The organism is Micromonospora sp. NPDC005173 (assembly GCF_040608515.1).
Classification (GTDB): domain Bacteria; phylum Actinomycetota; class Actinomycetes; order Mycobacteriales; family Micromonosporaceae; genus Micromonospora.
The window spans coordinates 1-25,742 of sequence record NZ_JBEXIK010000023.1 but is presented as its reverse complement, the minus strand read 5'-3'; the positions used below and the strand labels follow the sequence as shown (position 1 = coordinate 25,742).

Below are 25,742 nucleotides of genomic sequence, written 5' to 3'. Positions count from 1 at the left end.
CCTGCCCGCCGCGCACGACGGGCGTCAAAACCTCCTTCCGTACGCCAATCAGGGAGTTTCCTTTCGTGGCAGTGACCTCCCGACGCGGCTCGCGTCGGCTCACCTTCTCCGTGCTGGCCGCCGGCGCCGGGTTCTTCGCGATGCTCCAGTCGCTGATCACCCCGGTGCTGCCGACCATCCAGCACGATCTGCACACCTCCCAGAACACCGTGACCTGGGTACTGACCGCCTACCTGCTGTCGGCGTCGATCTTCACGCCGATCCTCGGCCGGGTCGGCGACATGGTCGGCAAGGAGCGGATGCTGGTCGTCTCGCTCGCCGCGCTCGCCATCGGCTGTCTGCTGGCCGCCATCGCGCCGAACATCAGCGTCCTCATCATCGCCCGGGTCGTGCAGGGTGTCGGCGGCGCGGTATTCCCGCTGTCGTTCGGCATCATCCGTGACGAGTTCCCCGCCGCGCGGGTCTCCTCCGCCGTCGCCGCCATCTCGGCGATCGTCGCCGCCGGCGGTGGCCTGGGCGTCGTCCTCGCAGGCCCGATCGTGGCCGCACTGGACTACCGGTGGCTGTTCTGGATCCCGATGGTCGTGGTGGGGCTGACCGCCGTCGCCGCCCACCTGTTCGTGCCCGAGTCGCCGGTGCGTACCCCCGGGCGGATCGACTGGCGGGCCACCCTGCTGCTCTCCGGCTGGCTGGTCGCACTGCTGCTGCCGATCAGCCAGGGCGCGGCCTGGGGCTGGACCTCCCGCCGGGTGCTCGGCCTCCTGGCGCTCGCCGTGGTGCTGCTCGTCGGCTGGCTGGTCGCCGAGGTTCGGTCGACCAACCCGCTGATCGACATGCGGATGATGCGGCTGCCCGGCGTCTGGACCACCAACCTGGTCGCCCTGCTCTACGGCGCGTCGATGTTCTCCGTGTACGCGTTCCTCCCGCAGTTCGTGCAGACCCCGACGGCCGCGGGCTACGGCTTCGGCGCCACCATCAGCCAGGCCGGCCTGCTCATGCTGCCGATGCTGGTCGCGATGTTCATCGCCGGCCTGGTCGCCGGCCGGCTCCAAGCGGTCTTCAGCGCGAAGGCGCAGCTCGCCACCGGTGCCGCGTTCAACGTGGCCGCCTCCGCGATGCTGGCCCTCGCGCACGACACCCGCTGGGAGGTCGCCATCGCCGGTGGCCTGGTCGGCCTCGGCATCGGCCTGGCCTTCGCCTCGATGGCCAACCTCATCGTGGGCAGCGTGCCCGCCAGCCAGACCGGCGTGGCGACCGGCATGAACGCCAACATCCGCACCATCGGCGGCGCGATCGGCGCTGCCGTGGTCAGCGGCGTGATCACCGCCCACCCGCAGGCCAACGGACTGCCCCGGGAGGCCGGCTTCACGATGGGCTTTCTGGTCCTCACCGCGATCGCCCTCGCCGCCGCGCTCGCGGCCCTGGCCGTCCCGTCCGCCCGGCGGGCGACGTCCGGTCGCCGGCCGTCCACCGCGACGATCGTCGAGTCGGAGCTAGCCGGCGAGTTCGCCACCATGCCGTCGACCCGCTGAACCGCACCGGCTCCCGGGTCGGAACGGGGCAGGCAGCTCATGCTGCCTGCCCCGTTTCCAACCGCGACGACCTGCACGCGCAACACTGTCGATATTTACGGATGTAAGCCTTGACGCCTACGACGCGGTCTGAGGTCAGAGGGCTGCTGTCACTGCCCCGCCCCGCGCTCAGCCGCCCTTCGCGGGGCCACCCCGACACTCCCTGGACGGCTAGGCTCCGCCGAGGAGGTGGTCCCGTGACCGCGGCTGAGCAGGACGAGACGATCGAGGACAGCCCTGTCGGCTGGGTTGCCAGCCACATCCGGCGCTACGTGGAGACCGACGGCGCCGACGGCGGTAAATACCACGGGTACCCGGCACTGCTGCTCACCACGCGGGGCCGCCGGTCCGGGAGGCTGCACCGGACCGCGCTGATCTACGGCCGTGACGGCGACAGCTATCTGCTGGCGGCGTCGGCCGGCGGCGCGGCGAAGCACCCCGCCTGGTACCTGAATCTGAACGCCGACCCCGCGGTAAAGATCCAGGTCGACGCCGAGCGGTTCACCGGGCGCGCCCGCACCGCGACAGCCGAGGAACGCGCCCGGCTGTGGCCGGTGATGACGGCGGTCTTCCCGACGTACGCCCGCTATCAGAAGGACACCGACCGCGAGATCCCCGTGGTCATCGTCGAACGCGTCTGACGCCGGTCATCCGCGCGGCCTCCTGAGGCCGATCTGGACGGTGATGACGACGCCCCGCGACACGGGTCAATACAAGAACGTCGATGAGCGCTATGGTGACCGCAGGTAAGCACCCACTCCGACAAGGAGAACGACTGTGCGCCGCATCGCAACCACCATCGCACTGCTCGGGCTGTCGCTGTTCGTGTTGCTGGCGCCGACGCCGGCGAGCGCGGCGAGTACCGTCGATGTCACGTCGGCGACTCTGGTCGCGCGCGGCGTCGCCGTGGACCTCACCCTTACCGTGACATGCCAAAACGGCATGTCCGGCGGCTCGGAGCTGATCCTCAGGCAGCGGTCGGGCGACAGGGTGGCGTACGGGTCGGGCTGGGCGCCTGTCTCCTGCACGGGCGAGCCTCAGGCTGTGACGGGACGGGTGTTTGCGGAGACGGGCGGCTTCGCCTTCAACAAGGGCGTGGCGCTGGCCACCGGATCCTTCGAACTGTGTGCCCAGGAAAACTGTGAGTTCCTGCAGTTCGACGAAACGATCCGCGTGACTCGCTGAGCTTGTCGGCAGGTGACCCGGGGCCACCTCTGCGGACCGGCCGGGGAAGCATGTACGGCATGAAACTCGATGATCTGCCATTGGTGGAGTTCGCGTTCCCCGGGCCGCTACGGGATCAACTGGTGGCCGCGATCCTGTCCGGCGCGAAGACCACGACCTCTGGCCTGCTGCTCGGATACGAGCGCGAGAACGAGCCGTTGCCCCGGGTCGGCCAGCGAATGGCGGTGGTGGACTCGCAGGAACGGCGGGTCGCGGCGATCGAGGTGACCGAGGTGCGGGTGGTCCGGCTCGCGGACGTGGACCTTCAGCACGCCCTCGACGAGGGTGAGGGTGATGAGTCAGTGGCGCAGTGGCGGGCCGGTCACGAGAGGTTCTGGCACAGTGCGGAGGTTCGCTTGGAGCTGGGCGACCCCGGTTTCACCGTGAACGACGACACTCTGGTGCTGACCAAGCGCTTCCGGCTGGTGCACCCCGAGGGAGACGAGTGATTCCTCTCGACGGCTCGCGCCGAGAGTCAGCCACCTAGGCGGGGAAGCGGATGACCGGCAGGTCACCGCCATCGCCGTACGCTTTTCCCTCGCCGGTCAGCACGCACGCGTCGTGCTCCAGCACCGCCATCACGGCGGCAGCGAGATCGACCCGGCCGGTGACGGTGCGCCAGTAGGCCAACTCCTGCCAGTCCTCGCCCCACGTCGGCAGCACTGCGCACGCGGGACGTTCCAGCAGCCGGTGGAGTACCGCCCTGTCACCCGGATCGTCCACCACCGCCAGGACCTCGGCGGCGACCACGGCCGGCACACCGAACCGCACGCCGTCCTGGGCGATCTCGTGAATGGGTTCGGCAACGTCCATCGAGCCGGCGAGGTAGGCCAGTAGCGCGGACCGATCCAGCACCAGCCTGACCGGAGGCGCCTCCGGGCCGATCACGCCGCCGGCGCCTGGCTGTCGGAACCGTCGAACAACTCCCCTGCCGCACGGCGAGACCGGTCGCGCAGCGCGGCGCGACGGCCAGGCGACCACTCCTGCTCGACCTGGGCGCGTTGAGCCCTGGCCCGAGTTCGTCCTTCCGCAGTGACGGTCATGCCACGTCGGGCCAACTCGGCGTCCAGATCCTCGGCACGCATTCGGGCACGAATCGCGTCGACGACGTAAGCGCTGGCGTTGGGCTCACGCTCCAAGCGCTCCGCGACGTCCTGCGGAAGCGAGAAGGATTTCTTGCTGACGGACCCGGTCATACTGCGGATGGTATCGAATCGCACCACCGATCGACAGTGACACGCTCAGCTTTAGGCCGTCTGGTTCAGACGTCAATCCGCCGCCTCCATCGCGGCCCAGATCTCGTCGAGGTAGTCCCACCAGCGCTGGTCATCGAGCCGGAAGCTGGTGAGCAGGAATCCACCGACCACGAAGGTGTTACCCACGACATCAGCGCGCGCGGTCGAAGTGGCAGTGACATCACCGCCGGCCGCTGCCGACAAGAGGCTGGCCAGGTCTTCACGAGGACCGAGTTCAATCCAAGAAGACTCGCTCGCAATGATCTTGTCGGCCAGTCCCGACAGTTCGGCCTCGGTCGCGCCATTGCGGAACACGTCGTTGACGATGAAGCCGACGACGAAGACGGCATAGCGCACGGCCCTCTGCGCCTCGTGCTCATTCAGGCCGGCAAGCGCCGATGCGAGACGGTCGCCATCCTTCGCAATCACGGCACGGTACGCCTCCCGCACCGCCTCCTCCACACGCTCATCAACCCGCATCGCCGCTCCTCCGCTTCTGGCGCCTGTCCCACCACGTCGTGACAGTGTCGACAGTGGATCCTGCGATCACGAGTGCAACACCCACGATTTTGTTCGGTGCCACCAACACACCAAGCATGCCGCTGGTCAGCCCAACCCCTTGCGGTGAGTAGGCGACGATCGTGTCCACTCGACGCTCCCATCGAGGCGCTTCAGACTCCCGCTCACGCGGTTGCAGGGCGTCCGGAGAAGGACGAGCAGGCCGGCCCGCCGCCGGCTCCGGCCGCGGAATCGCAGGCCGCACGGGTGGATGGCGGGTTGTGCTACCACCACCCGTGGTCAGTTTCCCAGCGCTCGGACCTTGGCGATCGTCTCCTGGACGTGCTGTTTGGCCGGGTCGCCGCCCTGGGACGCCTGCGCGAGCGCCTGACGGTACGCGTCGATCATGCCGATCAGCGGGCCGGCGGCCACACCCTCCAGCGCGCCGGCGACCAGCGCCCGCGCTTCGGCGGCGTCCTGCGCCGCCGCTGCGGTCTTCGCCTTCGCCTCGTCCAGCTTCTGCGACGCCGCCGCCAACCTCGCGATGATCTGTGCTGCGCTCACGCGCATCCTCCCCGTGGTCGACCATCGCCTCCACCACCGCACCGGCGGAGACCACAAGGGAGCGTACGAGATTCGCGCACCCTCCGCGACCGCCCGCTCGCTCACTCGTGAGCCCGAGAGCAGTGAATCTTGGAAGGTTTCGGCCCCCCAGAGGGGCAGTTTCCTTCCGAGATTCAAACGGAGTCGAGTGCGATCAGCGCTCGGCGACGTATACGCCGACGCCAGGCACGCCGACAACGAGCCCCTCAGCCTTCAGGGTGAGCATCGCGTTGCGCACGACGATCGCGGAGACGCCGTGAATCTGGCAGAGCTGGGTCGTCGACGGCAGCTTGTCGCCGGGCGACAACTCACCCGAGGCGATCTGCTTGCGGATGTGTTCGGCAAGCTCAACCCACTTGGGGCTTGGTGGCATGGCGGTACTCCCTGGTCAGCACCGCCATTCGACCACTCTTCACCTTGTTATCGCAAGTGATAGCTTGACTGCGATAGCTTGTTATCCTAGGCTCCGAATTGACCGGCTCCCTGGTCAGCACCCGAGGAGTCGGTTCTTCCCCACCGCGCAGAGAGCGCCCGGCCGGCCGGTCCCCCCGTCCGGCCGGGCGTGCCGGGGCGTGCCCGCACGCAGCCCCGATGCAACGCCATGAGCAGCAAGGAGACCCACCCGACGGGAGCCGCCCAATGGCCGATCAACCCAACGAAGGACCCGACGACCCACCCGCCCGACAGGGGCCAGACCATCGCCTCGTGTCCGATCAGGACGTCGAGGACGCCGACGACATCCTCTTCGCCCATCCGCCCCGCGTGGTGCGGCGCTGGCTCTGCGGGTGCGGCGCGGACTACCCCTGCCCCGACGTGCGCTTCGCCCTCCGTCGCCCGGACGTTGCTGCTGCTTGGGCTACTGGAGGACGAGGGCCTCACCGACCGCGAACGGGACGAGATCCTCGCGGCCGCCGCGCACGCCGCCGACGGGTCAGCGCAGGGTGCGAAAGAGCAGCAGGTACGCGCAGTAGCCCATCGGGACCAGCAGGAAACAGATCAGGAACCCGAGCGGCAGGTAGCGGGGCGGGTTGCCGGCGACCATGGGGGGCCGCCCCCACCGGCCGAGCACCAGGTACCCGCCGAAGAACGCCAACGCGGGCAACCCGGCGCAGATCCACGCGCCGAGGGTGAACCCGTCGACCAGGCCGACCCCGGAGGCGAGCACCAGGGTCAGCATGAGCACCCCCGCCGCCGCCCCGCACCCGGCGTAGACAGCGACCGCCCGCGCCAGCGGTGACCACGTCGGCAGCAGCGCCGGACGCTGGGCCAGCAGCTCCGCCTGGTGCCCGTGCCGGTCCGCCTCGTCGGCCATCCGCCGGGCCAACTCCAGCTCCACCGCCGGGTCGACCGCCGCCGCACGCTGCGCCGGCACCCCGGCGCCCGCCGGGCTCACCGCCGTCGGCAGCGCCAGCCGCGCTTCCCCCACCGGCAGCTCGGGGTACGCCCCGACATCCGCCCGCCCCGGCGCGCCGGCTGCGCCGTCGGGCCCGCCGCCCCCCGATCCGGGGCCGGCGGGCGGGCCGGACACCACAGCGGAGTCACCGGGCGACCCGGTCCCGGGTGGCGGGCTCGGCCAGGTACCGGCCGCACCCGGCCCGGAGTCCGGGTGACCCGGCCGGGGCGTCGCGGCAGCCGCTGGCTGGTCGATGCCGATCGCCCGGCCGAGCTGGTCGAGGCGGTGCCCCTGGGCGGTCAGCCGCTGGTGCAGGTAGTCGACGGCGGCGTGCAGGTCACGGCGGCGCTCGGACTCGGCGGCGGCATTCCGCTCGCCGACTCGACGCTGCTCGGCGAGTTGTCGGGCCAGCGCCGCGTACTCCTCGAAGGACACCGTCAGTGCTCCCCGTCCAGCTCGTGCCCGTCGCGGACGAACGGCACGATCAGCCGGGTGCGCTGGTCGTGCCGGTCGATCAGCAGCGCCCGGTCGGCGCGGGGCGTGTAGGCCAGGTCGTGCACCCCGAGGTGCAGGGCCAGCTCGGCCCCGGGCACGTTGAGCGCGACCAGGCAGGCGACGTCGTCGCGGTTCTGCGTGCCGCCGAGGTCGTCGGCGAGCCGGCGCAGCCCGCGCCACCAGCCGAGCAGGTGCACCCCCTGCCCGGGGCCCTGCCGCAGCACGGTACGCAGGTCGTCCAGGCCCGAGCGGAAGGTGACCGGGTCGGCCGCCCCGAGCACCGGCGCGGCGGCGTCCATCCCGAACACCACCAGGTACTCGCGCCCGTCGGGCGCCTCGGCGAGTGCCGCGATCCGGTCGCGCAGCCCCGCCGCGTCGAGGCGCTGCACCTGGTGGCCGGCGGCTCGCAGCGCGGTCTCGGTCTCGTCGGCAACCGAATCGGCGGCGGTGACCAGCGAGGCCAGCAGGAATCGGGCGTCGCCGGCGGCGTGCTGGCGGGCCAGGCTCAGCGTCGCGGCGCGCAACACGTCCGCGCCGGCCGGCGCGGTGCCCACCACGGCGAGGTGCCGGCCGGGGGTGGTGTCCATCAGGAACAGCGCGGTAGTGCCGTGCACGTCGACCGTCCGGCCGACCAGGGCCATCGGGCGTCGGCCACCGGGGCGTAGGCCGGCGAAGGTGGGGTCGTCCTCGACTCGCGCCGCCTCGTACCCCTTGAAGACCGCCGGCGCGCGCGAGCCCTGCGGGCGAGCCTGCCACAGCTCGTGGCGCAGCGCGGCGAGGTCGGCGGTGGCGGCGTGCGCGTCGGGGAACCGCAGCACGGTGTTGGCACCGACCGCGCCGGCGGCGGTGTTGACCACGGCGGAGCCGATTGGCAGGGCCGCGGCGGCGTCGTTGAGCGGGTCGAGCACCCCGCCACCACCGGGCAGCGCCACCCGCAGCGCGAACTGCCCGAAGATCGCCTCGGCTCGACCGTAGAGCGCCTCGATGCCGGTCATGCTCTGGCTGGCCAACACCAGGTGTACGCCGTAGGAGCGGCCCTTGCGGGCCAACTCCTCCAACAGGTCGACGGACTCGCGAGCCAGCGCGTCGTTGCCGGCGAGCAGCACGTGGAACTCGTCGATGACCGCCACGATGCGGGGCAGCGGATTGTCCCGGGGCAGGTCGGCGAGCTTGGTGACGCCGTGCCGCTTGAGGGCGGTGGCCCGGCGTTGCGCCTCCCGGCGCAGCTCGCGGAGCACGGCGAGGCCGTACTCGCGGTCGGACTCGATGCCGACGGCGCGGGCGTGCGGCAGCCAGGACGGGTCCCGCCCGGTGGGCACGAACTCGGTGAAACTCACGCCCTCCTTGAAGTCGAGCAGGTAGAGCTGCAGCTCGGCCGGCGAGTAGCGGGCGGCCAGCCCGTACAGAACGTCGAGCAGGAAGACGGTCTTACCGGCGCCGGTGCGCCCGCCGACCAGCCAGTGCGGGGTGGCGTCGTCGAAGGCGACCGTCAGTGCGGTGTCGAAGGCTCCCGTCAGCCGAGAGTCGAAGGCGCCCGTCAGTGGAGAGTCGAAGGCGCCCGTCGGTGAAGTGTCGCCGGTCAGCGGGGCGCGGCCGACCCGGCCGATGACGGTCCGCAGGCCGTTGCCGGCGGACTCGGCCCAGCGCCGCTCCGGCAGCAGCTCGGCGAAGTGCAGCGCGTCGGCGCGGCGGGCGGCGGCGCCCAGGTGTTCGGCGAGGGCGCGCACCGAGGCTGGCGGCGGGTCGCCGTCGAGCAGGACCGGCGCGGCGAGGCCACTGCCGTCGGCGCTGAACGGGACGCCGGGCGGATCGCCGACGTACGCGTACCGCTCGGTGAGCCGCACCGCGGTGGTGCCGCCCAGTGGTGGCGAGGTCTCACCGGGCAGCCGGGACGGGTGGCCGGCGAGCAGCACGCAGACGGCGGCGGACGGGCCGGCGTGGGTGAGCGCGGCGAGCCGGGCCAGCTCGCGCGGCGGCGGGGCCGCGGTGGCGACCACCACCAGGAGCTGCCGGGTGTCGGGCTCGGCGTGCTGCGCGGCGCGGGCGTGTTGTTCGACGGCGTCCAGCAGTGCCGCGACCTCGCCCTCACCGGTCGCTGGCGGGTCGAGGACCCCGGCGTCGAGCAGCGGGCGCAGCGGGCCGAAGGTGGCGCCCAGCGCGGCGGTGTCGATGCCGACGACCCGGACCTGCCCGGCCGGGGCCGTGGCGACCAGGCGCAGCACCAGCGCCCGCAGCAGTCCCGCGACCCGCGGATCCCGGGCGTCGGTGTCCAGCGCCAGGTGGTGGCCGCCGCCGAGCGGCAGCAGCACCGGGAAACCGCCGTCGGGAGTGGACGCCTCGCCGACCCGGACCGCAGTCGGCACGTCGGTCAGCGGGGTGGCGCCCGGGGTGGGGGTGGCCAGCGCGCCGCCGACCCGGGCCAGTCGGGCCACCAGCTCGTCGGCGCCGACCGGCGCGACGGGAGCCGGTGCCGCGCCGAGCGCGCCCCGGGCGGTGTCCAGGTGTGACCGGGCCGCCCGGTGGGCGCTGACCGCCTGCCCGTACGCCGACGCGAGCCTGCCCACGCTCTGCCTCCCACGCCACGGCTGTCCGGTTCGCGGAAACCCTAACGGACGGCGGTGGCACCGGGACAGTACCGACGCGACCGGGTCGGGTCGGCGCGCGGCGGCCGACGGTCCGGGGTGGACCGTCGGCCGTCAGGGACGGGTGTGCGGGTCAGCCGGTGACCGCGTTCAGCGCCGGCAGGTAGCCGTAGCGGTAGCCGTCGGCGTCCGGGTGGTACGCCTCGATGATCCCGGAGATGTCGTTGATCCACGGGTCGCCGGCGCAGACGCCGTGACCGTCGAAGGTGGACCGGGTGTCGGCGAAGGTGGCGCCGGCCGCCCTGGCCCGACTGGCGGTGACCGAGGCGAGCACGTCGGCGGCCTCGTTGAGGATCGTGCGCTTGTAGGTGCTCATCGCCAGCCATCCGCAGGAGCTGGTCTCGAACAGTCGCGGGTAGCCGAGGACGATCAGCCGGGCGTTGGGAGCCCGGTTGCGGATGGCGGCGTAGGTGGCGTCGAGCCGGCCGGCCAGCGTCGACGTGGCGAAGGCCTTGGCGGTGTTGACCGCGTTGGTGCAGGACGAGGTGCTGCCGAACCGGCAGCTGGTGATGACGTTGACGAAGCCGGCGTCGTTGCCACCGATGGTGATGGTGACCAGGGTGGTGCTGGCGCTGAGCGCGCTGACCTGGTCGTTGAGCACGTCGGCGGTGACCGCACCGCCGCAGGCCCGGAAGTTGAAGCTGGTCACGCCGTGGGCGGCCGCCCAGAGCGGGGCGTACGACTTCTGGCTGCGGAGGCAGCCGGACAGGTCGTACGGGCCGGCGCCGACGCCGGAGGAGTACGAGTCGCCGAGCGCGACGTAGTTGACGGCGGCGGCCTGCGCGGTGCTGGGGACGAGCACGGCGCCGAGGGCGGCGGTGAAGAGTGCGACCAGCGCGGCCAGGGCGCGGGCCAGCGGGCGGTGGGGCATGACGGACCTCCACAGGACAGGGGGGTGGGATCCTGCGACCGCGCGCGTGGCCAGGGGTGGGTCTCTTGTTACTAGTCGGTAATGCTATCGAAACATTTAGATCAATGGAATAGCGCGACGACACCGCGCGGCGGGCCGGCGACGTTCACAGTTGTCGATTAGGTTGGCGGGGCGAACACCCCGATGGAGGGAGTCCACCTCGTGCGACGAGTCCTCACGGCGGCCACCGCCGCCCTGACCCTCACCACCGCCGGCACCATGCTCGCCGGCACCCCTGGCCAGGCCGCCCCGACGGGCTGGGGCCGGCCCGTCGTCACGGTCGCGCCGCAACCCGGCGCGCCCGGCCTGGGCGACAGCTACTTCCCCGACTACGGCAACGGCGGCTACGACGTCTCGCACTACGACGTCCGGCTGCGCTACGACCCGGCCACCGACCGGCTCACCGGCACCACCACCATCCTCGCCACCGCCACCCAGGACCTCTCCCGGTTCAACCTGGACTTCCTGCTCGGCGTCGAGTCGGTGCGGGTCAACGGCTGGGCGGCGAGCACCAGCACCGCAGGCGCGCACGAGCTGGTGGTCACCCCGGCTCGCACGGTGACCCGGGGCCAGCAGCTCACCATCGTGGTGCGCTACGACGGCATCCCGTCGGAGACCCTGGTCAACGGCTACACCGGCTGGACGCGTACCGACGACGGGGCGCTGGCGGTCAACGAGCCGGAGTCGGCGTGGTGGTGGTTCCCGAGCAACGACCACCCGTTGGACAAGGCCACCTTCGACATCTCCGTGTCGGTGCCCAACGGCGTTGAGGTGATCAGCAACGGCGTGCAGCCGCGGCCGCCGCTGGCCGAGGCCGGCAACCGCACCCGGTGGATCTGGCGGACCACCTCCCCCACCGCCACCTACCTGGCGTTCATGGCCATCGGCCAGTACGACATCGTCACCGACACCACGCCGAGTGGCCAGCCGGTGATCAACGCGTACAGCACCTCGCTCGGCGAGCTCGGGCCGGCCGCGCGGGCCAGCATCGAGCGCACCGCCGAGATCGTCGACTGGGAGAGCGGGATCTTCGGCCCGTACCCGTTCGAGGCGCAGGGCGGCGTGGCCGGGCCGGTGGACGGCATCGGCTTCGCACTGGAGACGCAGACCCGACCGGTGTACGGCCCGGGCTTCTGGCGGCGCGGCGCCAACACGTACGTGGTGGCGCACGAACTCGCGCACCAATGGTTCGGCGACTCGGTCTCGGTGGCCGACTGGCGCAACATCTGGCTCAACGAGGGCTTCGCCTCGTACGCGGAGTGGCTCTGGTCGGAGGAGCAGGGCGAGGGCACCGCCCAGGAGGTGTTCGACTTCACCTATGCCAGCTACCCGGCCGACTCCGAGTTCTGGCAGGTGCTGCCGGGTGACCCGGGCGCCGGTCGGGTCTTCGACAACGCCGTCTACGACCGGGGCGCGATGACGCTGCACCAGCTGCGGCTGGCGGTCGGCGACGACGCGTTCTTCGAGATCCTGCCTGCCTGGACCGCAGAGCACCGGTACGGCAACGGCACCATCGCGCAGTTCCAGGCCCTGGCCGAGCGGATCTCCGGGCTGGACCTGGACGATCTCTTCACCACCTGGCTGTTCACCGCCGGCCGGCCCGAGGTGGCCTCGGCCGCGCGCAAGGCCGCCCCGCCGGCCGAACCGAAGTCCTGGGCCAAGATCCGTGAGGCCCACGAACTGATGCACTGAGTTCCGACATCGGCTGGGAGGCTCGCCGCCCACGCGCGGCGGGCCTCCCCGAACCGCACAGCACGCCTGTCGAGCTGCCGCAATAACGGGGCAGCCCGCGTCCGCCCGCGCGGCGTTCCTCCCGCCAGCCCCGGCCACCTCGCTGCGCTGGCACAGCGGGTCCGACCCACCCCCCTACACGCCTGTCGAGCTGCCCCAAAATGGGGCACCCCCGCGCCTGCCGGCACCAGCACCGCACCGGCAACTGCACCGGTCTCTTGCGACGGCCTGGACCGGCGACGCGGACGTCGTCCCATCGCCTTTGATTGACACGGTGCGATCGCTGGCGGACTGGTGGCGGATTACGCCGGCGGATGGCGCGCGGCGTCCCATCGCGTTCATGCTCGGCGCTCGTCGGTCCAGATATGGGGCAGCTCGACAGGCACGACCCGACCCGCGCCGGGCCGGGCCGGGCCGAGCCGAGCCGAGCCGACCCGACCCGAGCCGGGCCCGCTCCGGTGCAGCTGCCCTCATGAATGTAACGACGCGAGCGCAGCCAGCGGTAGCGCCGGCTAAACAGGCCAGGCGCTCGCTGGATTCAGGACGCCTGCCCCGGTGAGGCGGGCACCGGCACCGGGGCGGCACCGGCCGTCTCGGCCGTTCTCGCCTCGATGGCGCGGATGTGCCGGTAGGCGAACCAGAGCGGCGGGAACGCACCGACCGCGAAGGAGAGGTCGATCAGCGTCCAGAACCAGGGGATGTCTCGGATCGGGCCGCAGATCAGCGCCAGCGGGATGATCCCCGCACAGGCGATCATGCCGACCTGCACCACCCAGACGTTGCGCACCGGGTCGCGCAGCGGCCCCCAGAACGCCACCGCCAGCACCAGGTGGGCGAAGGCCAGCCAGTCGGTGCCATAGAGCAGGAAGGGGTAGTCCTCGCCGGCCGTCACGAGCCCGGTGTGGACGCGCTCGATCCAGTCGACCAGCGCCGGCAGTTGGCCGGCGAGCGGGTCCAGCGCGCGCAGCAGCCAGCGCACCTCGATCTCCAGCGGGAACGCGGTCACACCGCTCAGGAAGAGCCCGATCAGCACGATCCACAGCCACCGGCGGGTCCGCCGCAGCCGCTCCTCGATGTCCATGATCGGAGCGTAACGATGATCTTCGTATCATTCGGTCCCGTCGGCCGCCCGCCGGGGGTGACTGCTGTCTCAGGGGCAGCGACGCCTGCGAGCCGGGCCGGTCAGCACAGGCTGGCGCACCCGGCGGTGTGCCGGACGTCCCGAGGCGGCTGCGCCGGTCGACTCGTAGCGGGCGACGGTGCGCAGACGGGGCACTCCCGGGCCAGCCGGGTCGACCGACCCAGGCTCGCCGGCACCGGACGTGGCGTCGACCGGACGCCACCGAACGCCCCGGCGGGCCGGACGATGCGGGCCGCCGTCCGCGCCACCTGCCGTACCGGACGCCGCAGCGGCGGCGCGACCAGCACCTGGGCGACCCGTCCGGGCAGCCGGCGACCGCGCTGCCGGTCCAGGGCCACTGCCGCCGCCGTCGTGGCGATCGCCGCGACGGATCCGGCCAGGACGAGTGTCTGCCGGGGTCCGGCGTGTTCGGCGAGCCAGCCGAGCAGCGGCGCGCCGACCGCGGCGGAGACCGAGCCGGTCACCGCCAACGCGGCGAGTACCCGGCCGCGCATCGCAGCGTCGGTGTCGAGTTGGGCGCGGGTGCCGACGGTGGTGTCGATGACCACGGCGGCGGCGGCGATCGGCAGCATCACGGCGGCGAAGCTCCAGGTTCCCGGAGCGAGGCCGGCGATGATCTGCAGCCCGCTGGCCAACAGGCCCGCGGCGACCAGCGTCCGGTAGCCCAGGGTGCGCCTGCGGGCCGCGACGAGCGCGCCCACCACCGTCCCGACCGCGAAGACGGTCGACAGGAACCCGTAGCCGGACGCCCCGGCGGCGAGCGGCCCGTCGCTCATCGCGGCCATCGTCACCTGGTAGTTGCGGCCGAGGCTGCCGAGCACGAAAGAGAGGGCGAGCGCGAGGAGCAGCACCGGCTGCCGGCGCAGGTAGGCGAACCCGGCCCGTGCGCCGCCCCGGTGGCTCGGACCACCGTCCGGCACCGCCTCCGGCTGATCCTGCAGGCTCGCCGGGCGTACGGCGAACAGCGCCACCACCACGGCGGCGAAGCTCGCCGCGTTGATGCCGAAGAGCAGCGCGGGGCCGACGGCGGCCACCACGACGGCGCCGAGGCTCATGCCGAGGATGCGGCCGGCGGAGTTGGTGAGCGAGCCGAGCGCCAGCGCGTTGCCGAGCGTCTCCCGGTCCACCAGCGTGGATGCCCAGCGCCCCATCACCGGGCCCTCGATCGCCGAGACGGCGCCGGTGCACAGGGAGATTGCGAAGATCACCGGAAGGCCGCCGACGCCGGTCAGGGCGACCGCCGCCAACCCTGCGGCCAGTGCGGCGTGGGCCACCTGGGCGGTGATCAGCAGCGGACGGGCGGGGAGCCGGTCGGCCAGCACACCGCCCCAGACGCTGAGCAACAGCGTGGGCGCCGCCTGGAGCAGCACGGCGAAGCCCATGGACGTCGCGGAGCCGGTCTCCTTCAGCACGTACCAGTTGACACCGAGTACCTGCATCCACGTCCCGATGACGGAGACGAAGCCGGCGAAGGCCCAGATCCGGTAGTTGCGGTGGCGCAGCGCGGCGAAGGTGGCACCCTTGGCCACGACGAATCTCCCGGGCGATCGACGGCATGATCATCGCGCCCAGTCAGGCGCGGTTCAGCAGCCGGCAAGTCTTGCCGACTTAAACCGATTTGACTACTTCTGTGAGCGGTCTCACCGGCCCCACCACGCATCGGACACCGAACTGGGACAGCCGGCCGGCGGGCAGCAAGCTTCCCGCCGGCCGGACATACCGGTCGGTTCAGTGGAGCCGTCGGCTAACGCCCCCGGATCAGCGCGCGGCGAGCGGCTGCGTGGCCGGTGCGACCGGGGCCGGCAGCGCCCCGGCACCGCCGAGGTAGCCGTGGATGGCGGCGGCCGCCGCACGCCCCTCGGCGATGGCCCAGACGATCAGGGAGGCGCCCCGGTGCATGTCACCGGCGACGAACACCCCGTCGACGTCGGCCTGCCAGTCGTCCCGGGCGTCGATGGCGCCCCGAGGGTTACGGGTCACCCCGAACTGGGCCAACAGGGGCTGCTCCTCGGTGCCCTCGAAGCCGATCGCCAGCAGCACCAGGTCCGCCGGTAGCTCCCGCTCGGAGCCCGGCACCGCGGTCACCACCCGTCGGCCGTCGCGCTTCTCCACGGTCACCTCGGCGATCCGCACCGCCCGCACCTGGCCGGTGCCGTCGTCCACGAACTCCTGCACCGCCACGGCGAAGACCCGCTCGCCGCCCTCCTCGTGCGCCGGGTAGCTGCGCAGAACCCACGGCCACGTCGGCCACGGGTCCCGCGCCTCGTCGCGCTCCTGCGGCGGCTGCGGGTACAGGTCGAGCTGGTACACACCAGCGGCGCCCTGCCGGTGCGCGACGCCGAGGCAGTCGGCCGCGGTGTCGCCACCGCCGATGATCACCACGTGCTTATCGGCCGCGTCGATCGGGGTGCCGTCGGGCAGCACCGCGACGGACGGCCGGCCCTCGCCGGTGGCGGCGACGCCGGGCTGGCCGGCGGCCGCGGCGGCGACCGCACGGTTCGCGGCGACCAGATGCGACATGGCCTGGTGTACGCCCCGCAGCGCCCGGCCCGGGGTCTCCGGGGTGTCCCGGCCCTGCAACGCACCACAGGCCAGCAGCACCGCGTCATGGTCGGCGCGCAACTGCTCGGCGGTGACGTCCACCCCGACGTTCACGCCGGTGCGGAAGCGCACCCCCTCGGCGGTCAGCTGGGCCAGCCGGGCGTCGATGTGCCGCTTCTCCAGCTTGAAGTCGGGGATGCCGTACCGGAGCAGACCACCGATCGCGTCGTCGCGCTCGTACACCGTCACCGCGTGACCGGCGCGGGCCAACTGCTGGGCGGCAGCCAGGCCGGCCGGCCCGGAACCGACCACGGCGACCGACCGGCCGGACGGTGCCGGCAACGGGCGGGGTGTGAACCCGCGCGCCGCCGCGGCATCGGCGATCTCCACCTCGACCTGCTTGATGGTCACCGGCTGGCCGCCGGCGATGCCCAGCACGCAGGCCGCTTCGCAGGGCGCCGGGCAGAGCCGGCCGGTGAACTCCGGGAAGTTGTTGGTGGCGTGCAGCGACTCCACCGCGGCGTCCCAGTTGCCGGTACGGACCAGGTCGTTCCAGTCCGGGATCCGGTTGCCCAGTGGGCAGCCGTCGTGACAGAACGGGATGCCGCAGTCCATGCACCGGGTGGCCTGCTCGCGGACCAGTTCCTCGCCGGCGGGCGGGTACACCTCACGCCAGTCGCTGATCCGCACCGGCACCGGGCGGCGGGCCGGCAGTCGCCGGTCGTAGCGCAGGAAACCGTTCGGGTCAGGCACGTGCCACCTCCTGGGCAGCCACCCGCGGGGCGGACGGCACCGGCGCGGCCGAGGGCACACTCAGTGCACTCATCACCGCGTCGTCGACATCGCGGCCGGCGGCTTCGGCGGCCCGCATGATCTCCAGCACCCGGCGATAGTCGCGGGGCACCACCGCGGTGAACTCGGCCACCGCCTCCGGCCAGCGCTTCAGCAGCTCGTCGGCGACCGCCGACCCGGTCTCGGCCACGTGCCGCTGGACCAGCTCGTGCAGCAGCGTCTGCTCCTGCTCACCCAGCGGCGCCAGGTCGACGAGCTCCGCGTTGACCCGGGCCCGGTCCAGCTGGTGCACGAACGCCGTGCCACCGGACATCCCGGCGGCGAAGTTGCGGCCGGTCGCGCCGAGCACCACCACCGTTCCGCCGGTCATGTACTCGCAGCCGTGGTCGCCGACGCCCTCGACCACAGCGACCGCGCCCGAGTTACGCACCGCGAACCGCTCCCCCACCCGGCCGCGCAGGAAGACCTCACCGCCGGTGGCGCCGTACAGGATGGTGTTGCCGGCGATGATCTGGTCCTCGGCCCGATGCCCCGGCTCGGCGTCGTTGTCGAGGAACGGGGCGGCCGCGTCCGGACGGACGATGATCCGCCCGCCGGAGAGGCCCTTGCCCACGTAGTCGTTGGCGTCGCCGTGCAGCCGCAGGGTCACCCCGCGCGGCAGGAACGCGCCGAACGACTGCCCGGCGGTGCCGTGCAGCACGAACTCGATGGTGTCGTCGGGCAGGCCGGCGCCGCCGTAGCGGCGGGTCACCTCGCCGCCGAGCATCGCGCCGACGCTGCGGTGCTCGTTGCGCACCGCCACCTCGACCCGCACCGGCGCGCCATCGGACAGCGCCGGACGGGCGAGCGCGATCAGCTCGTTGTCCAGGGCGTGCTCAAGGCCGTGGTCCTGGGCGCGCACCCCACGCCGGGCGGCGCCGGCGGGCAGCTCCGGCAGGTGCAGGACGGGCGCCAGGTCCAGCCCGTGCGCCTTCCAGTGCGTCACCGCCGAGGCCACGTCGAGCAGCTCTGTCTGCCCGATCGCCTCCTCGATCGACCGGAAGCCCAGCTCGGCCAGGTACCCGCGGACCTCCTCGGCGAGGAACAGGAAGAAGTTCTCCACGAACTCGGGGGTGCCGGTGAACCGCTCCCGCAGCACCGGGTTCTGGGTGGCGATGCCGACCGGACAGGTGTCCAGGTGGCAGACCCGCATCATCACGCAGCCGGCGACGATCAGCGGTGCGGTGGCGAACCCGAACTCCTCCGCGCCGAGCAGCGCCGCGATCAGCACGTCCCGGCCGGTCTTGAGCTGGCCGTCGACCTGCACGGTGACCCGGTCGCGCAACTTGTTGAGCAGCAGCGTCTGCTGCGCCTCGGCCAGGCCCAGCTCCCACGGGGTGCCGGCGTGCTTGAGCGAGTTCATCGGTGACGCGCCCGTGCCGCCGTCGTGGCCGGAGATCAGGATGACGTCGGCCTTGAGCTTGGCGACACCGGCAGCGACGGTGCCCACGCCGACCTCGCTGACCAGCTTGACGTGCACCCGGGCGGCCGGGTTGACGCACTTCAGATCGTGCACCAGCTGGGCGAGGTCCTCGATGGAGTAGATGTCGTGGTGCGGCGGCGGGGAGATCAGGCCGACGCCCGGGGTGGCGTGCCGGGTCCGGGCGATCCACGGCCAGACCTTGTTGCCGGGGAGCTGACCGCCCTCACCCGGCTTGGCGCCCTGGGCCATCTTGATCTGGATGTCGTCGGCGTTGACCAGGTATTCGCTGGTGACGCCGAACCGTCCGCTGGCGATCTGCTTGACCGCGGAGCGGCGGGCCGGGTCGTGCAGCCGATCGACGTCCTCGCCGCCCTCACCGGTGTTGGACTTGCCGCCGAGCCGGTTCATGGCGATGGCGAGCGTCTCGTGCGCCTCGGCGGAGATCGACCCGTACGACATGGCGCCGGTGGCGAACCGCTTGACGATCTCGGTGGCCGGCTCGACCTCCTCGATCGGCACCGCCGGGCGGACCCCGGTACGCAGGGTGAACAGCCCGCGCAGCGAGCCGGCCTGCGCGGCGAGCGCGTCGACCTTCGCCGTGTACTGCCGGAAGACGTCGTACTGCCGGCTACGGGTGGCGTGCTGGAGCAGGAAGACCGTCTCCGGGTTGAACAGGTGCAGCTCACCCTCGCGGCGCCACTGGTACTCGCCGCCGACCTCCAGCCGGTCGGAGGTCGGGGTGCCGGCCGGCGGCCAGGCCAGCGCGTGCCGGGCGGCCACCTCGGTGTGGACGCCGGCGAGCCCTACCCCGCCGATCCGGCTGGGGGTGCCCCGGAAGTAGCGCTCGACCAGCCGCTTGTCCAGCCCGACCGCCTCGAAGACCTGTGCACCGCAGTACGACGAGACCGTCGAGATGCCCATCTTCGACATGATCTTCAGGACGCCCTTACCGAGCGCCTTGGCGAAGTTGCGCACCGCCGCGGCGGGTTCGACGCCGACCAGCGTGCCCGTGGAGATCATGTCCTCCACCGACTCGAAGGCCAGGTACGGGTTGACCGCCGCCGCGCCGTAGCCGATCAGCACCGCCGCGTGGTGCACCTCGCGGCAGTCGCCGGACTCCACGATCAGCGCCGCCTGCGTGCGGGTCTGCTCGCGGACCAGGTGCTGGTGCACGGCGGCGGTGAGCAGCAACGACGGGATCGGCGCCAGGTCGGCGTTGGAGTCCCGGTCGGAGAGCACCAGGATGCGGACGCCGTCCTCGATGGCCTCGGAGACGTGCCGGCAGATCTCGGTCAGCCGCGCCTTGATGCCGGCAGCGCCATCCCGGATGCGGTACAGCCCGGAGACCCGGACCGCCTTGAAGCCCGGCAGGTCGCCGTCCTCGTCGATGGAGAGGATCTTCGCCAGCTCGTCGTTGTCGATCACCGGGTGCGGCAGCACGATCTGCCGGCAGCTCGCCGCGCCCGGGTCCAGCAGGTTGCCCTCCGGCCCGATGGTCGACGCCAGGCTGGTGACCAGCTCCTCCCGGATGGCGTCCAGCGGTGGGTTGGTGACCTGGGCGAAGAGCTGGTGGAAGTAGTCGTAGAGCAACCGTGGCCGGGTGGACAGCGGCGAGATCGGGGTGTCCGTGCCCATCGAGCCGAGCGGCTCGGCGCCGGTACGGGCCATCGGCGCGAGCAGGATCTTCAGCTCCTCCTCGCTGTAGCCGAAGGTCTGCTGGCGGCGGCGGACCGAGTCGTGCGTGTAGACGATGTGCTTGCGGGCAGGCAGGTCGTCCAGCTCGATCAGCCCGGCGTGCAGCCACTCGCCGTACGGCTGCGCGGCGGCCAACTCGGACTTGATCTCCTCGTCGTGCACGATCCGGCCGGCGACGGTGTCGACCAGGAACATCTTCCCCGGCTGGAGCCGCCCCTTGGCGACCACCCGGGCCGGGTCGAGGTCGAGCACGCCCGCCTCGGAGCCGAGCACCACAAGCCCGTCGTCGGTCTGCCACCAGCGCCCCGGGCGCAGCCCGTTGCGGTCCAGCACCGCGCCGACGAGCTCGCCGTCGGTGAAGGCCACCGACGCCGGCCCGTCCCAGGGCTCCATGAGGCTGGCGTGGAAGCGGTAGAAGGCCCGCTTGTCCGGCTGCATGCCGGGATCGTTCTCCCACGCCTCGGGGATCATCATGAGCACCGCGTGCGGGAGACTCCGCCCGGCCAGGTGCAGCAGCTCCAGGACCTCGTCGAAGTTCGCCGAGTCGGAGGCGCCGGGGGTGCAGACCGGGAAGACCCGCCGGAGGTTGCCCGGCACGTTCGGCGAGCGCAGCAGCGCTTCGCGGGCCTGCATCCAGTTGCGGTTGCCGCGGATCGTGTTGATCTCGCCGTTGTGGGCGATGAACCGGTACGGGTGCGCCAGCGGCCAGGACGGGAACGTGTTGGTGGAGAACCGCGAGTGCACCAGAGCGATCGCGCTGTCCACCCGCTCGTCACGCAGGTCCGGGTAGAACGCCGGCAGCTGGTCGGGAGTGAGCATGCCCTTGTAGACCATGGTCCGGCTGGACAGCGACGGGAAGTACGCCGGCACGCCCCGCTCGGCGGTCTCCCGCTCGGCCTGCTTGCGCAGGCAGAAGGCCACCCGGTCCAGCTCGACGCCGCGCAGCGCGGAACCGGCCGGCCCGGCAGGCGAGTCGGTGAGCCGGTGCGCGGCCAGGAAGATCTGCCGCACCCGGGGCATCGCCGCCAGGGCGGTCTCGCCGAGCCCGGTCGGATCGATCGGCACGTTCCGCCAGCCGAGCAGGTCGGCCCCTTCGACCAGCGCGTACTTCTCGACCACCCGACGGGCGCGGGCCTCGGCGCCGTCGTCGTCGGGCAGGAAGACCAGGCCGGTGGCGTACTCGCCGGCCGGGGGCAGCGCGACGCCGGCCACCGCACGCAGGAACGCGTCCGGGACCTGGATCATGATGCCCGCGCCGTCGCCGGTGTTGGGCTCCGCGCCACGAGCACCGCGATGGTCCAGCCGGCAGAGCGCGCCGAGCCCGTTGGCGACGACCGAGTGCGAACGCCGGCCGTACAGGTCCGCCACGAAGGCAACCCCGCAGGCGTCGTGCTCCTGCGCCGGGTCGTAGAGGCCCTGGGCGGGTGGGCGGGGGCCGGGCATCGGGGACGCCTGCGGGCTGTGCGGGTACGGAAAGGCCACCGGGCCTCCTGTCGTCACTCAGGTTGGATCATGGTGGGGACGACGTCGGCCCGTGGGTCTATTGAGTCTACGTTAGGGCGACGGGCGCAAGGCCACTCAAGATTGATCACACCGTCCAGAGTCTGGGACGTGTAGTCTCGCGCGGTGGATGCGCTGAACAAGGACATCTTCGACCGGTTGGAACGCTTCTACGACGCGGTGCCCCGCGACGTCGCCGGTGTCGAAGAGCATGGCGGTCTGGTGCTGTTCGTCCGCGATGGTGCCGGCTGGCCGTTCTACGCCCGGCCCCGGATCGACGCCACCGAGCCGCCGTCACTGGCCGACGTGACCTCGGTCCGCGAGCGGCAGCGGGAGCTGGGCCTGCCGGAGGCCTTCGAGTGGGTGCACGAGACCAACCCGGAGCTGCTGGCGGTGGCCCGCTCGGCGGGGCTGAACGTGCTGGAGGCGCCGCTGATGGTGCTCGACCCGGCCGCGCTGCCCGACCCGGCGACACTGTCTGACGTACCGGTACGGGTGCTGGCGGCGGACTCACCCGGCTTCGCCGCCGACGTGGCCGGTCGGCGGGCGGTGGCGGCCGTGTCGTTCGCCGCCGCCGGTACCGAACGCGGCGACGCCGGCCCGGCCGAGCGGGACGCCGCGGTCACCGAGCTGGAGCAGGCCGCGCTGGACGAGGAGCGAACCCGGATCGCCGACGGCCGGCGGATCTCCGCCCTGGCCGGCACGCCGGCCGAGGGTGCGCTGGCCAGCGGCATGGCGATGCGGGTGGGCGACGTCGCCGAGATCGCCGGGGTGGCCACCCTGCCGGCCGCCCGGCGGCGCGGACTGGGCGCCGCGCTGACCGCCACCCTGGCCCGGGAACTGCTCGCCGCCGGCACCGACCTGGTCTTCCTCTCCGCGGGCAGTACGGAGATCGCCCGGGTCTACCTGCGGGTCGGCTTCCGCCGCATCGGCACCGCCTGCATCGCCGAACCCGCCGCCCTCATCCCCTGACCCGTCCCCCGGTCACCCGCCGGATCGGCGCGCGCCCGTATCGGGTCAGGTTGGCGGGCGCCACTGGGCGGCCGATGCGGCGGCGCTGGACAGCAGCCGCGAGTTGATCGTGCCGAGTGCGGCGTCCCGGGCGCGCAACGCCAGCCGGCCCCGGGTCTGGAGCACCGCCGACATCCGCCGGGTCTGCCGGACCACGGTCGCCGCCCGGGGGCGGCGCACCCGGTCGTACGCCTGCACAGCGTCGGGCAACCGGGACTCGCGCAGCAGGGAGGCGAGCGTGGCGGCGTCCTCGAAGGCGAGGCAGGCGCCCTGGCCGAGGTGCGGCGGCATGGCGTGCGCCGCGTCGCCGAGCAGCACCACCCCACCCGGGCCGACCGGGAAGCCGTACGTGCGGGGCAGCGGGCGCAGTTCGCGGACCTCCTGCTGGACCAGGTCGGTCGGGTCGGTGGCGTCGAGGAGCGCACCGATCGGGTCCGGCCAGCCGGCGTACCAGCGGCGCAGCAGGGCGAGTTGGATCTCCGGCGGCTCCGGGCGAGGCGCGCCGGCGGCGGTGGCCACCCAGTAGATGCCGCCTCGGGTGGAGCCGCCCGAGGAGCCACGCTCGCCCAGCGAGGCGGCCACGAACCGGTAGCCCGCGCCGAGGACCTCCCCGGCGACCGGCTGGTCGGCGGGCAGCCGGGGCGCCCGGTACCAGGGAATGACGGCCCGCCATGCGGCGCAGCCGGAGCTGACCACGCGGGATTCCGGGGCGAGCTGGCGGCGAATGCCGCTGTCCGTGCCGTCGGCGGCGACCACCAGGTCGGCTTCGATGGTGTGCCGGCCGTCGCCGACCGCCGGGCGCTGGCCCGGGTCAACCCGGACGTGGCGCACGGTCACTCCGGTCCGCAGATCGACCCGGTCGCCGAGCCCGGCGATCAGCGCGTCGTGCAGGTCCTCGCGGTGCACCACCACCGGCATCCGGTCGGCCGGGGTGGGTCGGGGCTGCACCAGCCAGTGCCCGTCCGGGCGGCGGACCCCGCCGTCGGGCAACGGGGTGGCGATCGCGGTCAGGCCATCGCCGAGGCCGAGGGCCTGCAACGCGCGGACACCGTTGGGCCAGAGCACCATGGCGGTCGGCTCAGGGCGGACCCGCTCGGCGCGTTCCAGCACGGTGACCTGCCAACCGGAGCGGGCCAGCGCGCCGGCCATCGCGAGGCCACCGACCCCGGCGCCGACCACGACCGCGCTTCGCATCGGTGCCGCCCCCGCTCAGCTGTCCCGGTCGGTGGGGCGGGCGCCTGCGGCGTCGGCCCGGTCCTCGCGGGGTTCCGGCGTACCGTCCGCGGCCGGGTCGTCGGTCGACGAGTCGTCGCCGGGTGCCCGCCCGTCGAGCGGCTCACCGTCATCCGGCCGGGCGTCGTCGGCCGGCTCGGGCGGCAGCACGCCACTGTCCCGCCAGGCCTGGTACTGCTCCTCGCTGACCACGCGGTAGCCCTCCGGCGCGGCGGCCTTCGCGCCCGCCTCCCGCTCGGAGAGGTCGACCTGGGACAGGTCGGACGTGGTGGGTGGGGTCGGCGTCGCCGCCGCGCCGAGCGGGATCAGGTAATCCCGGGGACCACGGACCCGCACGAAGTAGATCAACGCGCCGAGGAAGACCAGGGCGGCGGTCCAGACGTTGAGCCGGACGCCGAGGATCTGGTTCGCCTCGTCGGTGCGCATCAGCTCGATCCAGAACCGGCCAGCGGTGTAGCCCATCACGTAGAGCGCGAACGCCCGGCCCCGGCCGAGCCGCAGCCGCCGGTCGAGGATGAGGACCAGCGCGACCACGCCGAGATTCCACAGCGCCTCGTAGAGGAAGGTCGGCTGGTAGAGGCCCGGTTCGAGGATCGGTTGGCCGGCGTCGTCGCGCAGCGCGTGGCCCGGGTTGTCCGGATCCATCCGGTGGATCTCCAGACCCCACGGCAGGGTGGTCCGGCCGCCGAACAGCTCGTTGTTGAACCAGTTGCCGAACCGGCCGACCGCCTGGGCCAACGCCAACCCGGGGGCCACCGCGTCGGCCACCACGCCGAACGGGATGCCCAACTGCCGGGCCGCGATCAAGGCGCCGACCGCGCCACCCGCGACCGCACCCCAGATGCCGAGGCCGCCCTCCCAGATGGCGAACGCCTTCATCGGGTCACCGCCAGCGCCGAAGTACTTCTCGGGGGAGGTGATCACGTGGTAGATCCGGGCGCCGATGATGCCGGCGGGCACCGCCCAGACGGCGATGTCGAGCACCGCGCCGGGCGCGACGCCGCGCTGGCGCAGCCGGCGCTCGGTCACCCAGCAGGCGAGCACGATGCCGATGATGATGCACAGCGCGTACGCCCGGATCGGCACCGGCCCGAGCTGCCAGACCGCGGTGCTGGGACTGGGCAGGGCCGCCTGGGGGGACAGCGGGGCGAGGTTCACGGGTGCACACGCTACCGCTGCACACCCCCGAAGCGGCACCCCGGGCCGCTTCCCGCTCATGTCGGTGACTTCTGGTTTGCGCCGCCGTACGCTCTTTGTCCATGAGCGCGCTCATCGGGGCGGTCGCCGCGGTCGTCACCGACGACGCCGGCCGGGTGCTGCTCTGCCGGCAGGGCCGGGGCGAGCGACGGTACGCGTTACCCGGCGGGCGGCTGCGCCCGGCGGAGAGTCCCGTCCGGGCGGCGCTGCGGGACATCCGCGCCGAGACCGGCTGGGAGATCGAGCTGGTCGACCTGGTCGGCATCTACCACGTGGCGAGCCCTCCCGCGAGCACGGCGGCCGGGCGTGCCGGCCCGCTGCCGGACGTCCTGGTGCACGTGTTCCGGGCCCGCGCGGCCGAGGTCCGACCGACCGCCGACCCACCGCCGGGTTGCCTGCTGTCCTGGCACCTTCCCGCCGCACTGCCCGAGGCGGTCACCCCGCTCACCCGGGCCGCCGTCACCGACGCGCTGGCCGGCCGCTCCGGCGTGCTGCGTGACGCCCGGTGGGCGCCCAGCACCGTCGACCCCTCCGACGAGCCGGCGGACGGCCCCGGCGGCCAGGCGGCGGACGGCCACGATGGGCGGCCAGGGGCGGGGCAGCCACCGGAGCAGCGCGGCGAAGCGGCGTCGGACCCTTCGCTACGCCCCTGAGCACGGCGGAACCCTCCGAGAGTCAGCTCCCCCGCAGCCGTTGCGGGGTCGTCGGGCCCAGTGGGTGCCTCGATCCGGCGGGCATCGCCCTGTCGAGCGTGATACCTGTGAGGCATAAATATGGGTCTTGTGTCGGGTGTGTGGGTGGGGTGGTCATCTTCGGGGTAGTTCGGGTCGGTGGCCGCCGAGGCTGAGCATGGCCAGGGCGATGAGGG

General features: G+C 72.7%; 22 protein-coding genes. 7 read left to right on the top strand and 15 right to left on the bottom strand.

What is annotated here, in order from left to right; all coding sequences use genetic code 11:
- Positions 1 to 65 precede the first annotated feature (65 nt).
- From ABZV00_RS23435 to ABZV00_RS23420, 4 genes are all read left to right on the top strand, one after another.
- Positions 66 to 1,532: an MFS transporter gene (locus ABZV00_RS23435; protein WP_355609676.1), complete on the top strand. Its 1,467-nt coding sequence runs from the start codon at positions 66 to 68 to the stop codon at positions 1,530 to 1,532.
- 236 nt (positions 1,533 to 1,768) lie between these two features.
- Entirely contained in the window at positions 1,769 to 2,212 is a 444-nt protein-coding gene (locus ABZV00_RS23430; protein WP_355609674.1) for a nitroreductase family deazaflavin-dependent oxidoreductase, read from the top strand.
- Positions 2,213 to 2,348: 136 nt separating this feature from the next.
- Positions 2,349 to 2,756 (top strand): hypothetical protein, encoded by a 408-nt coding sequence (locus ABZV00_RS23425; RefSeq protein ID WP_355609672.1) that lies wholly within the window; start codon positions 2,349 to 2,351, stop codon positions 2,754 to 2,756.
- Between the two features lie 59 nt (positions 2,757 to 2,815).
- On the top strand, positions 2,816 to 3,244 hold the full coding sequence (locus ABZV00_RS23420) for an ASCH domain-containing protein (protein ID WP_355609670.1): 429 nt from the start codon (positions 2,816 to 2,818) through the stop codon (positions 3,242 to 3,244).
- A gap of 34 nt (positions 3,245 to 3,278) precedes the next feature.
- On the opposite strand, the gene ABZV00_RS23415 is transcribed toward ABZV00_RS23420, so the two are convergent.
- The 9 genes from ABZV00_RS23415 to ABZV00_RS23375 all read right to left on the bottom strand — a co-directional run bounded on the left by ABZV00_RS23415 (position 3,279) and on the right by ABZV00_RS23375 (position 10,532).
- Positions 3,279 to 3,608 (bottom strand): hypothetical protein, encoded by a 330-nt coding sequence (locus tag ABZV00_RS23415; protein ID WP_328426778.1) that lies wholly within the window; start codon positions 3,606 to 3,608, stop codon positions 3,279 to 3,281.
- A 71-nt stretch (positions 3,609 to 3,679) separates the two neighbouring features.
- Complete coding sequence (locus ABZV00_RS23410; protein ID WP_355609668.1) at positions 3,680 to 3,991, bottom strand: hypothetical protein; 312 nt, start codon at positions 3,989 to 3,991, stop codon at positions 3,680 to 3,682.
- 72 nt (positions 3,992 to 4,063) lie between these two features.
- A complete protein-coding gene (locus tag ABZV00_RS23405; RefSeq protein ID WP_355609666.1) occupies positions 4,064 to 4,510 on the bottom strand; it encodes a hypothetical protein in 447 nt (148 codons plus the stop codon).
- Positions 4,500 to 4,679, bottom strand: coding sequence for a hypothetical protein (locus tag ABZV00_RS23400; RefSeq protein WP_355609664.1), 180 nt, complete (start codon positions 4,677 to 4,679; stop codon positions 4,500 to 4,502). The genes ABZV00_RS23405 and ABZV00_RS23400 overlap by 11 nt, the downstream gene beginning before the upstream one ends.
- Positions 4,680 to 4,828: 149 nt before the next feature.
- Complete coding sequence (locus ABZV00_RS23395; RefSeq protein WP_256483105.1) at positions 4,829 to 5,098, bottom strand: DUF6244 family protein; 270 nt, start codon at positions 5,096 to 5,098, stop codon at positions 4,829 to 4,831.
- 187 nt (positions 5,099 to 5,285) lie between these two features.
- Positions 5,286 to 5,504, bottom strand: coding sequence for a winged helix-turn-helix domain-containing protein (locus ABZV00_RS23390; RefSeq protein ID WP_252418405.1), 219 nt, complete (start codon positions 5,502 to 5,504; stop codon positions 5,286 to 5,288).
- Between the two features lie 558 nt (positions 5,505 to 6,062).
- Positions 6,063 to 6,959 (bottom strand): hypothetical protein, encoded by an 897-nt coding sequence (locus ABZV00_RS23385; RefSeq protein ID WP_355609661.1) that lies wholly within the window; start codon positions 6,957 to 6,959, stop codon positions 6,063 to 6,065.
- Positions 6,960 to 6,961: 2 nt separating this feature from the next.
- Positions 6,962 to 9,583: an FtsK/SpoIIIE domain-containing protein gene (locus ABZV00_RS23380; RefSeq protein WP_355609659.1), complete on the bottom strand. Its 2,622-nt coding sequence runs from the start codon at positions 9,581 to 9,583 to the stop codon at positions 6,962 to 6,964.
- Positions 9,584 to 9,734: 151 nt separating this feature from the next.
- On the bottom strand, positions 9,735 to 10,532 hold the full coding sequence (locus tag ABZV00_RS23375) for an SGNH/GDSL hydrolase family protein (protein ID WP_355609657.1): 798 nt from the start codon (positions 10,530 to 10,532) through the stop codon (positions 9,735 to 9,737).
- Positions 10,533 to 10,733: 201 nt separating this feature from the next.
- Between ABZV00_RS23375 and ABZV00_RS23370 the strand changes: the two genes are divergently transcribed.
- Entirely contained in the window at positions 10,734 to 12,263 is a 1,530-nt protein-coding gene (locus ABZV00_RS23370) for a M1 family metallopeptidase (RefSeq protein WP_355609655.1), read from the top strand.
- A 577-nt stretch (positions 12,264 to 12,840) separates the two neighbouring features.
- Here ABZV00_RS23370 and ABZV00_RS23365 read toward each other — a convergent pair.
- From ABZV00_RS23365 to gltB, 4 genes are all read right to left on the bottom strand, one after another.
- Complete coding sequence (locus tag ABZV00_RS23365; RefSeq protein ID WP_355609653.1) at positions 12,841 to 13,383, bottom strand: hypothetical protein; 543 nt, start codon at positions 13,381 to 13,383, stop codon at positions 12,841 to 12,843.
- A gap of 101 nt (positions 13,384 to 13,484) precedes the next feature.
- Positions 13,485 to 14,972 (bottom strand): MFS transporter, encoded by a 1,488-nt coding sequence (locus ABZV00_RS23360; protein WP_355609651.1) that lies wholly within the window; start codon positions 14,970 to 14,972, stop codon positions 13,485 to 13,487.
- Positions 14,973 to 15,201: 229 nt separating this feature from the next.
- Entirely contained in the window at positions 15,202 to 16,737 is a 1,536-nt protein-coding gene (locus ABZV00_RS23355; RefSeq protein ID WP_355609649.1) for a glutamate synthase subunit beta, read from the bottom strand.
- On the bottom strand, positions 16,730 to 21,415 hold the full coding sequence (gene gltB / locus ABZV00_RS23350; RefSeq protein WP_355609647.1) for a glutamate synthase large subunit: 4,686 nt from the start codon (positions 21,413 to 21,415) through the stop codon (positions 16,730 to 16,732). Before gltB ends, ABZV00_RS23355 begins: the two co-directional genes overlap by 8 nt.
- Before the next feature lie 153 nt (positions 21,416 to 21,568).
- On the opposite strand from gltB, the gene ABZV00_RS23345 reads away from it, so the two are divergent.
- Complete coding sequence (locus ABZV00_RS23345) at positions 21,569 to 22,405, top strand: GNAT family N-acetyltransferase (protein ID WP_355609766.1); 837 nt, start codon at positions 21,569 to 21,571, stop codon at positions 22,403 to 22,405.
- A 45-nt stretch (positions 22,406 to 22,450) separates the two neighbouring features.
- Here ABZV00_RS23345 and ABZV00_RS23340 read toward each other — a convergent pair whose 3' ends face one another.
- The gene (locus ABZV00_RS23340) at positions 22,451 to 23,638 is read right to left on the bottom strand and encodes an NAD(P)/FAD-dependent oxidoreductase (protein WP_328418830.1); all 1,188 of its coding nucleotides are present in this window, start codon (positions 23,636 to 23,638) and stop codon (positions 22,451 to 22,453) included.
- A 15-nt stretch (positions 23,639 to 23,653) separates the two neighbouring features.
- Positions 23,654 to 24,835, bottom strand: coding sequence for a prolipoprotein diacylglyceryl transferase (gene lgt, locus ABZV00_RS23335; protein WP_355609645.1), 1,182 nt, complete (start codon positions 24,833 to 24,835; stop codon positions 23,654 to 23,656).
- A gap of 101 nt (positions 24,836 to 24,936) precedes the next feature.
- On the opposite strand from lgt, the gene ABZV00_RS23330 reads away from it, so the two are divergent.
- Positions 24,937 to 25,527 carry an NUDIX hydrolase gene (locus ABZV00_RS23330; protein WP_355609643.1) on the top strand — a complete coding sequence of 197 codons (591 nt, stop codon included), beginning with the start codon at positions 24,937 to 24,939 and terminating at the stop codon, positions 25,525 to 25,527.
- Positions 25,528 to 25,742: the final 215 nt, after the last annotated feature.

Coding starts and splice junctions, on each gene's coding strand:
- ABZV00_RS23420 (WP_355609670.1), top strand. CDS start 2,816: ATGAAACTCGATGATCTGCCATTGGTGGAGTTCGCGTTCCCCGGGCCG.
- ABZV00_RS23415 (WP_328426778.1), bottom strand. CDS start 3,608: ATGGACGTTGCCGAACCCATTCACGAGATCGCCCAGGACGGCGTGCGG.
- ABZV00_RS23410 (WP_355609668.1), bottom strand. CDS start 3,991: ATGACCGGGTCCGTCAGCAAGAAATCCTTCTCGCTTCCGCAGGACGTC.
- ABZV00_RS23405 (WP_355609666.1), bottom strand. CDS start 4,510: ATGCGGGTTGATGAGCGTGTGGAGGAGGCGGTGCGGGAGGCGTACCGT.
- ABZV00_RS23395 (WP_256483105.1), bottom strand. CDS start 5,098: ATGCGCGTGAGCGCAGCACAGATCATCGCGAGGTTGGCGGCGGCGTCG.
- ABZV00_RS23390 (WP_252418405.1), bottom strand. CDS start 5,504: ATGCCACCAAGCCCCAAGTGGGTTGAGCTTGCCGAACACATCCGCAAG.
- ABZV00_RS23375 (WP_355609657.1), bottom strand. CDS start 10,532: ATGCCCCACCGCCCGCTGGCCCGCGCCCTGGCCGCGCTGGTCGCACTC.
- ABZV00_RS23365 (WP_355609653.1), bottom strand. CDS start 13,383: ATGGACATCGAGGAGCGGCTGCGGCGGACCCGCCGGTGGCTGTGGATC.
- ABZV00_RS23340 (WP_328418830.1), bottom strand. CDS start 23,638: ATGCGAAGCGCGGTCGTGGTCGGCGCCGGGGTCGGTGGCCTCGCGATG.
- ABZV00_RS23330 (WP_355609643.1), top strand. CDS start 24,937: ATGAGCGCGCTCATCGGGGCGGTCGCCGCGGTCGTCACCGACGACGCC.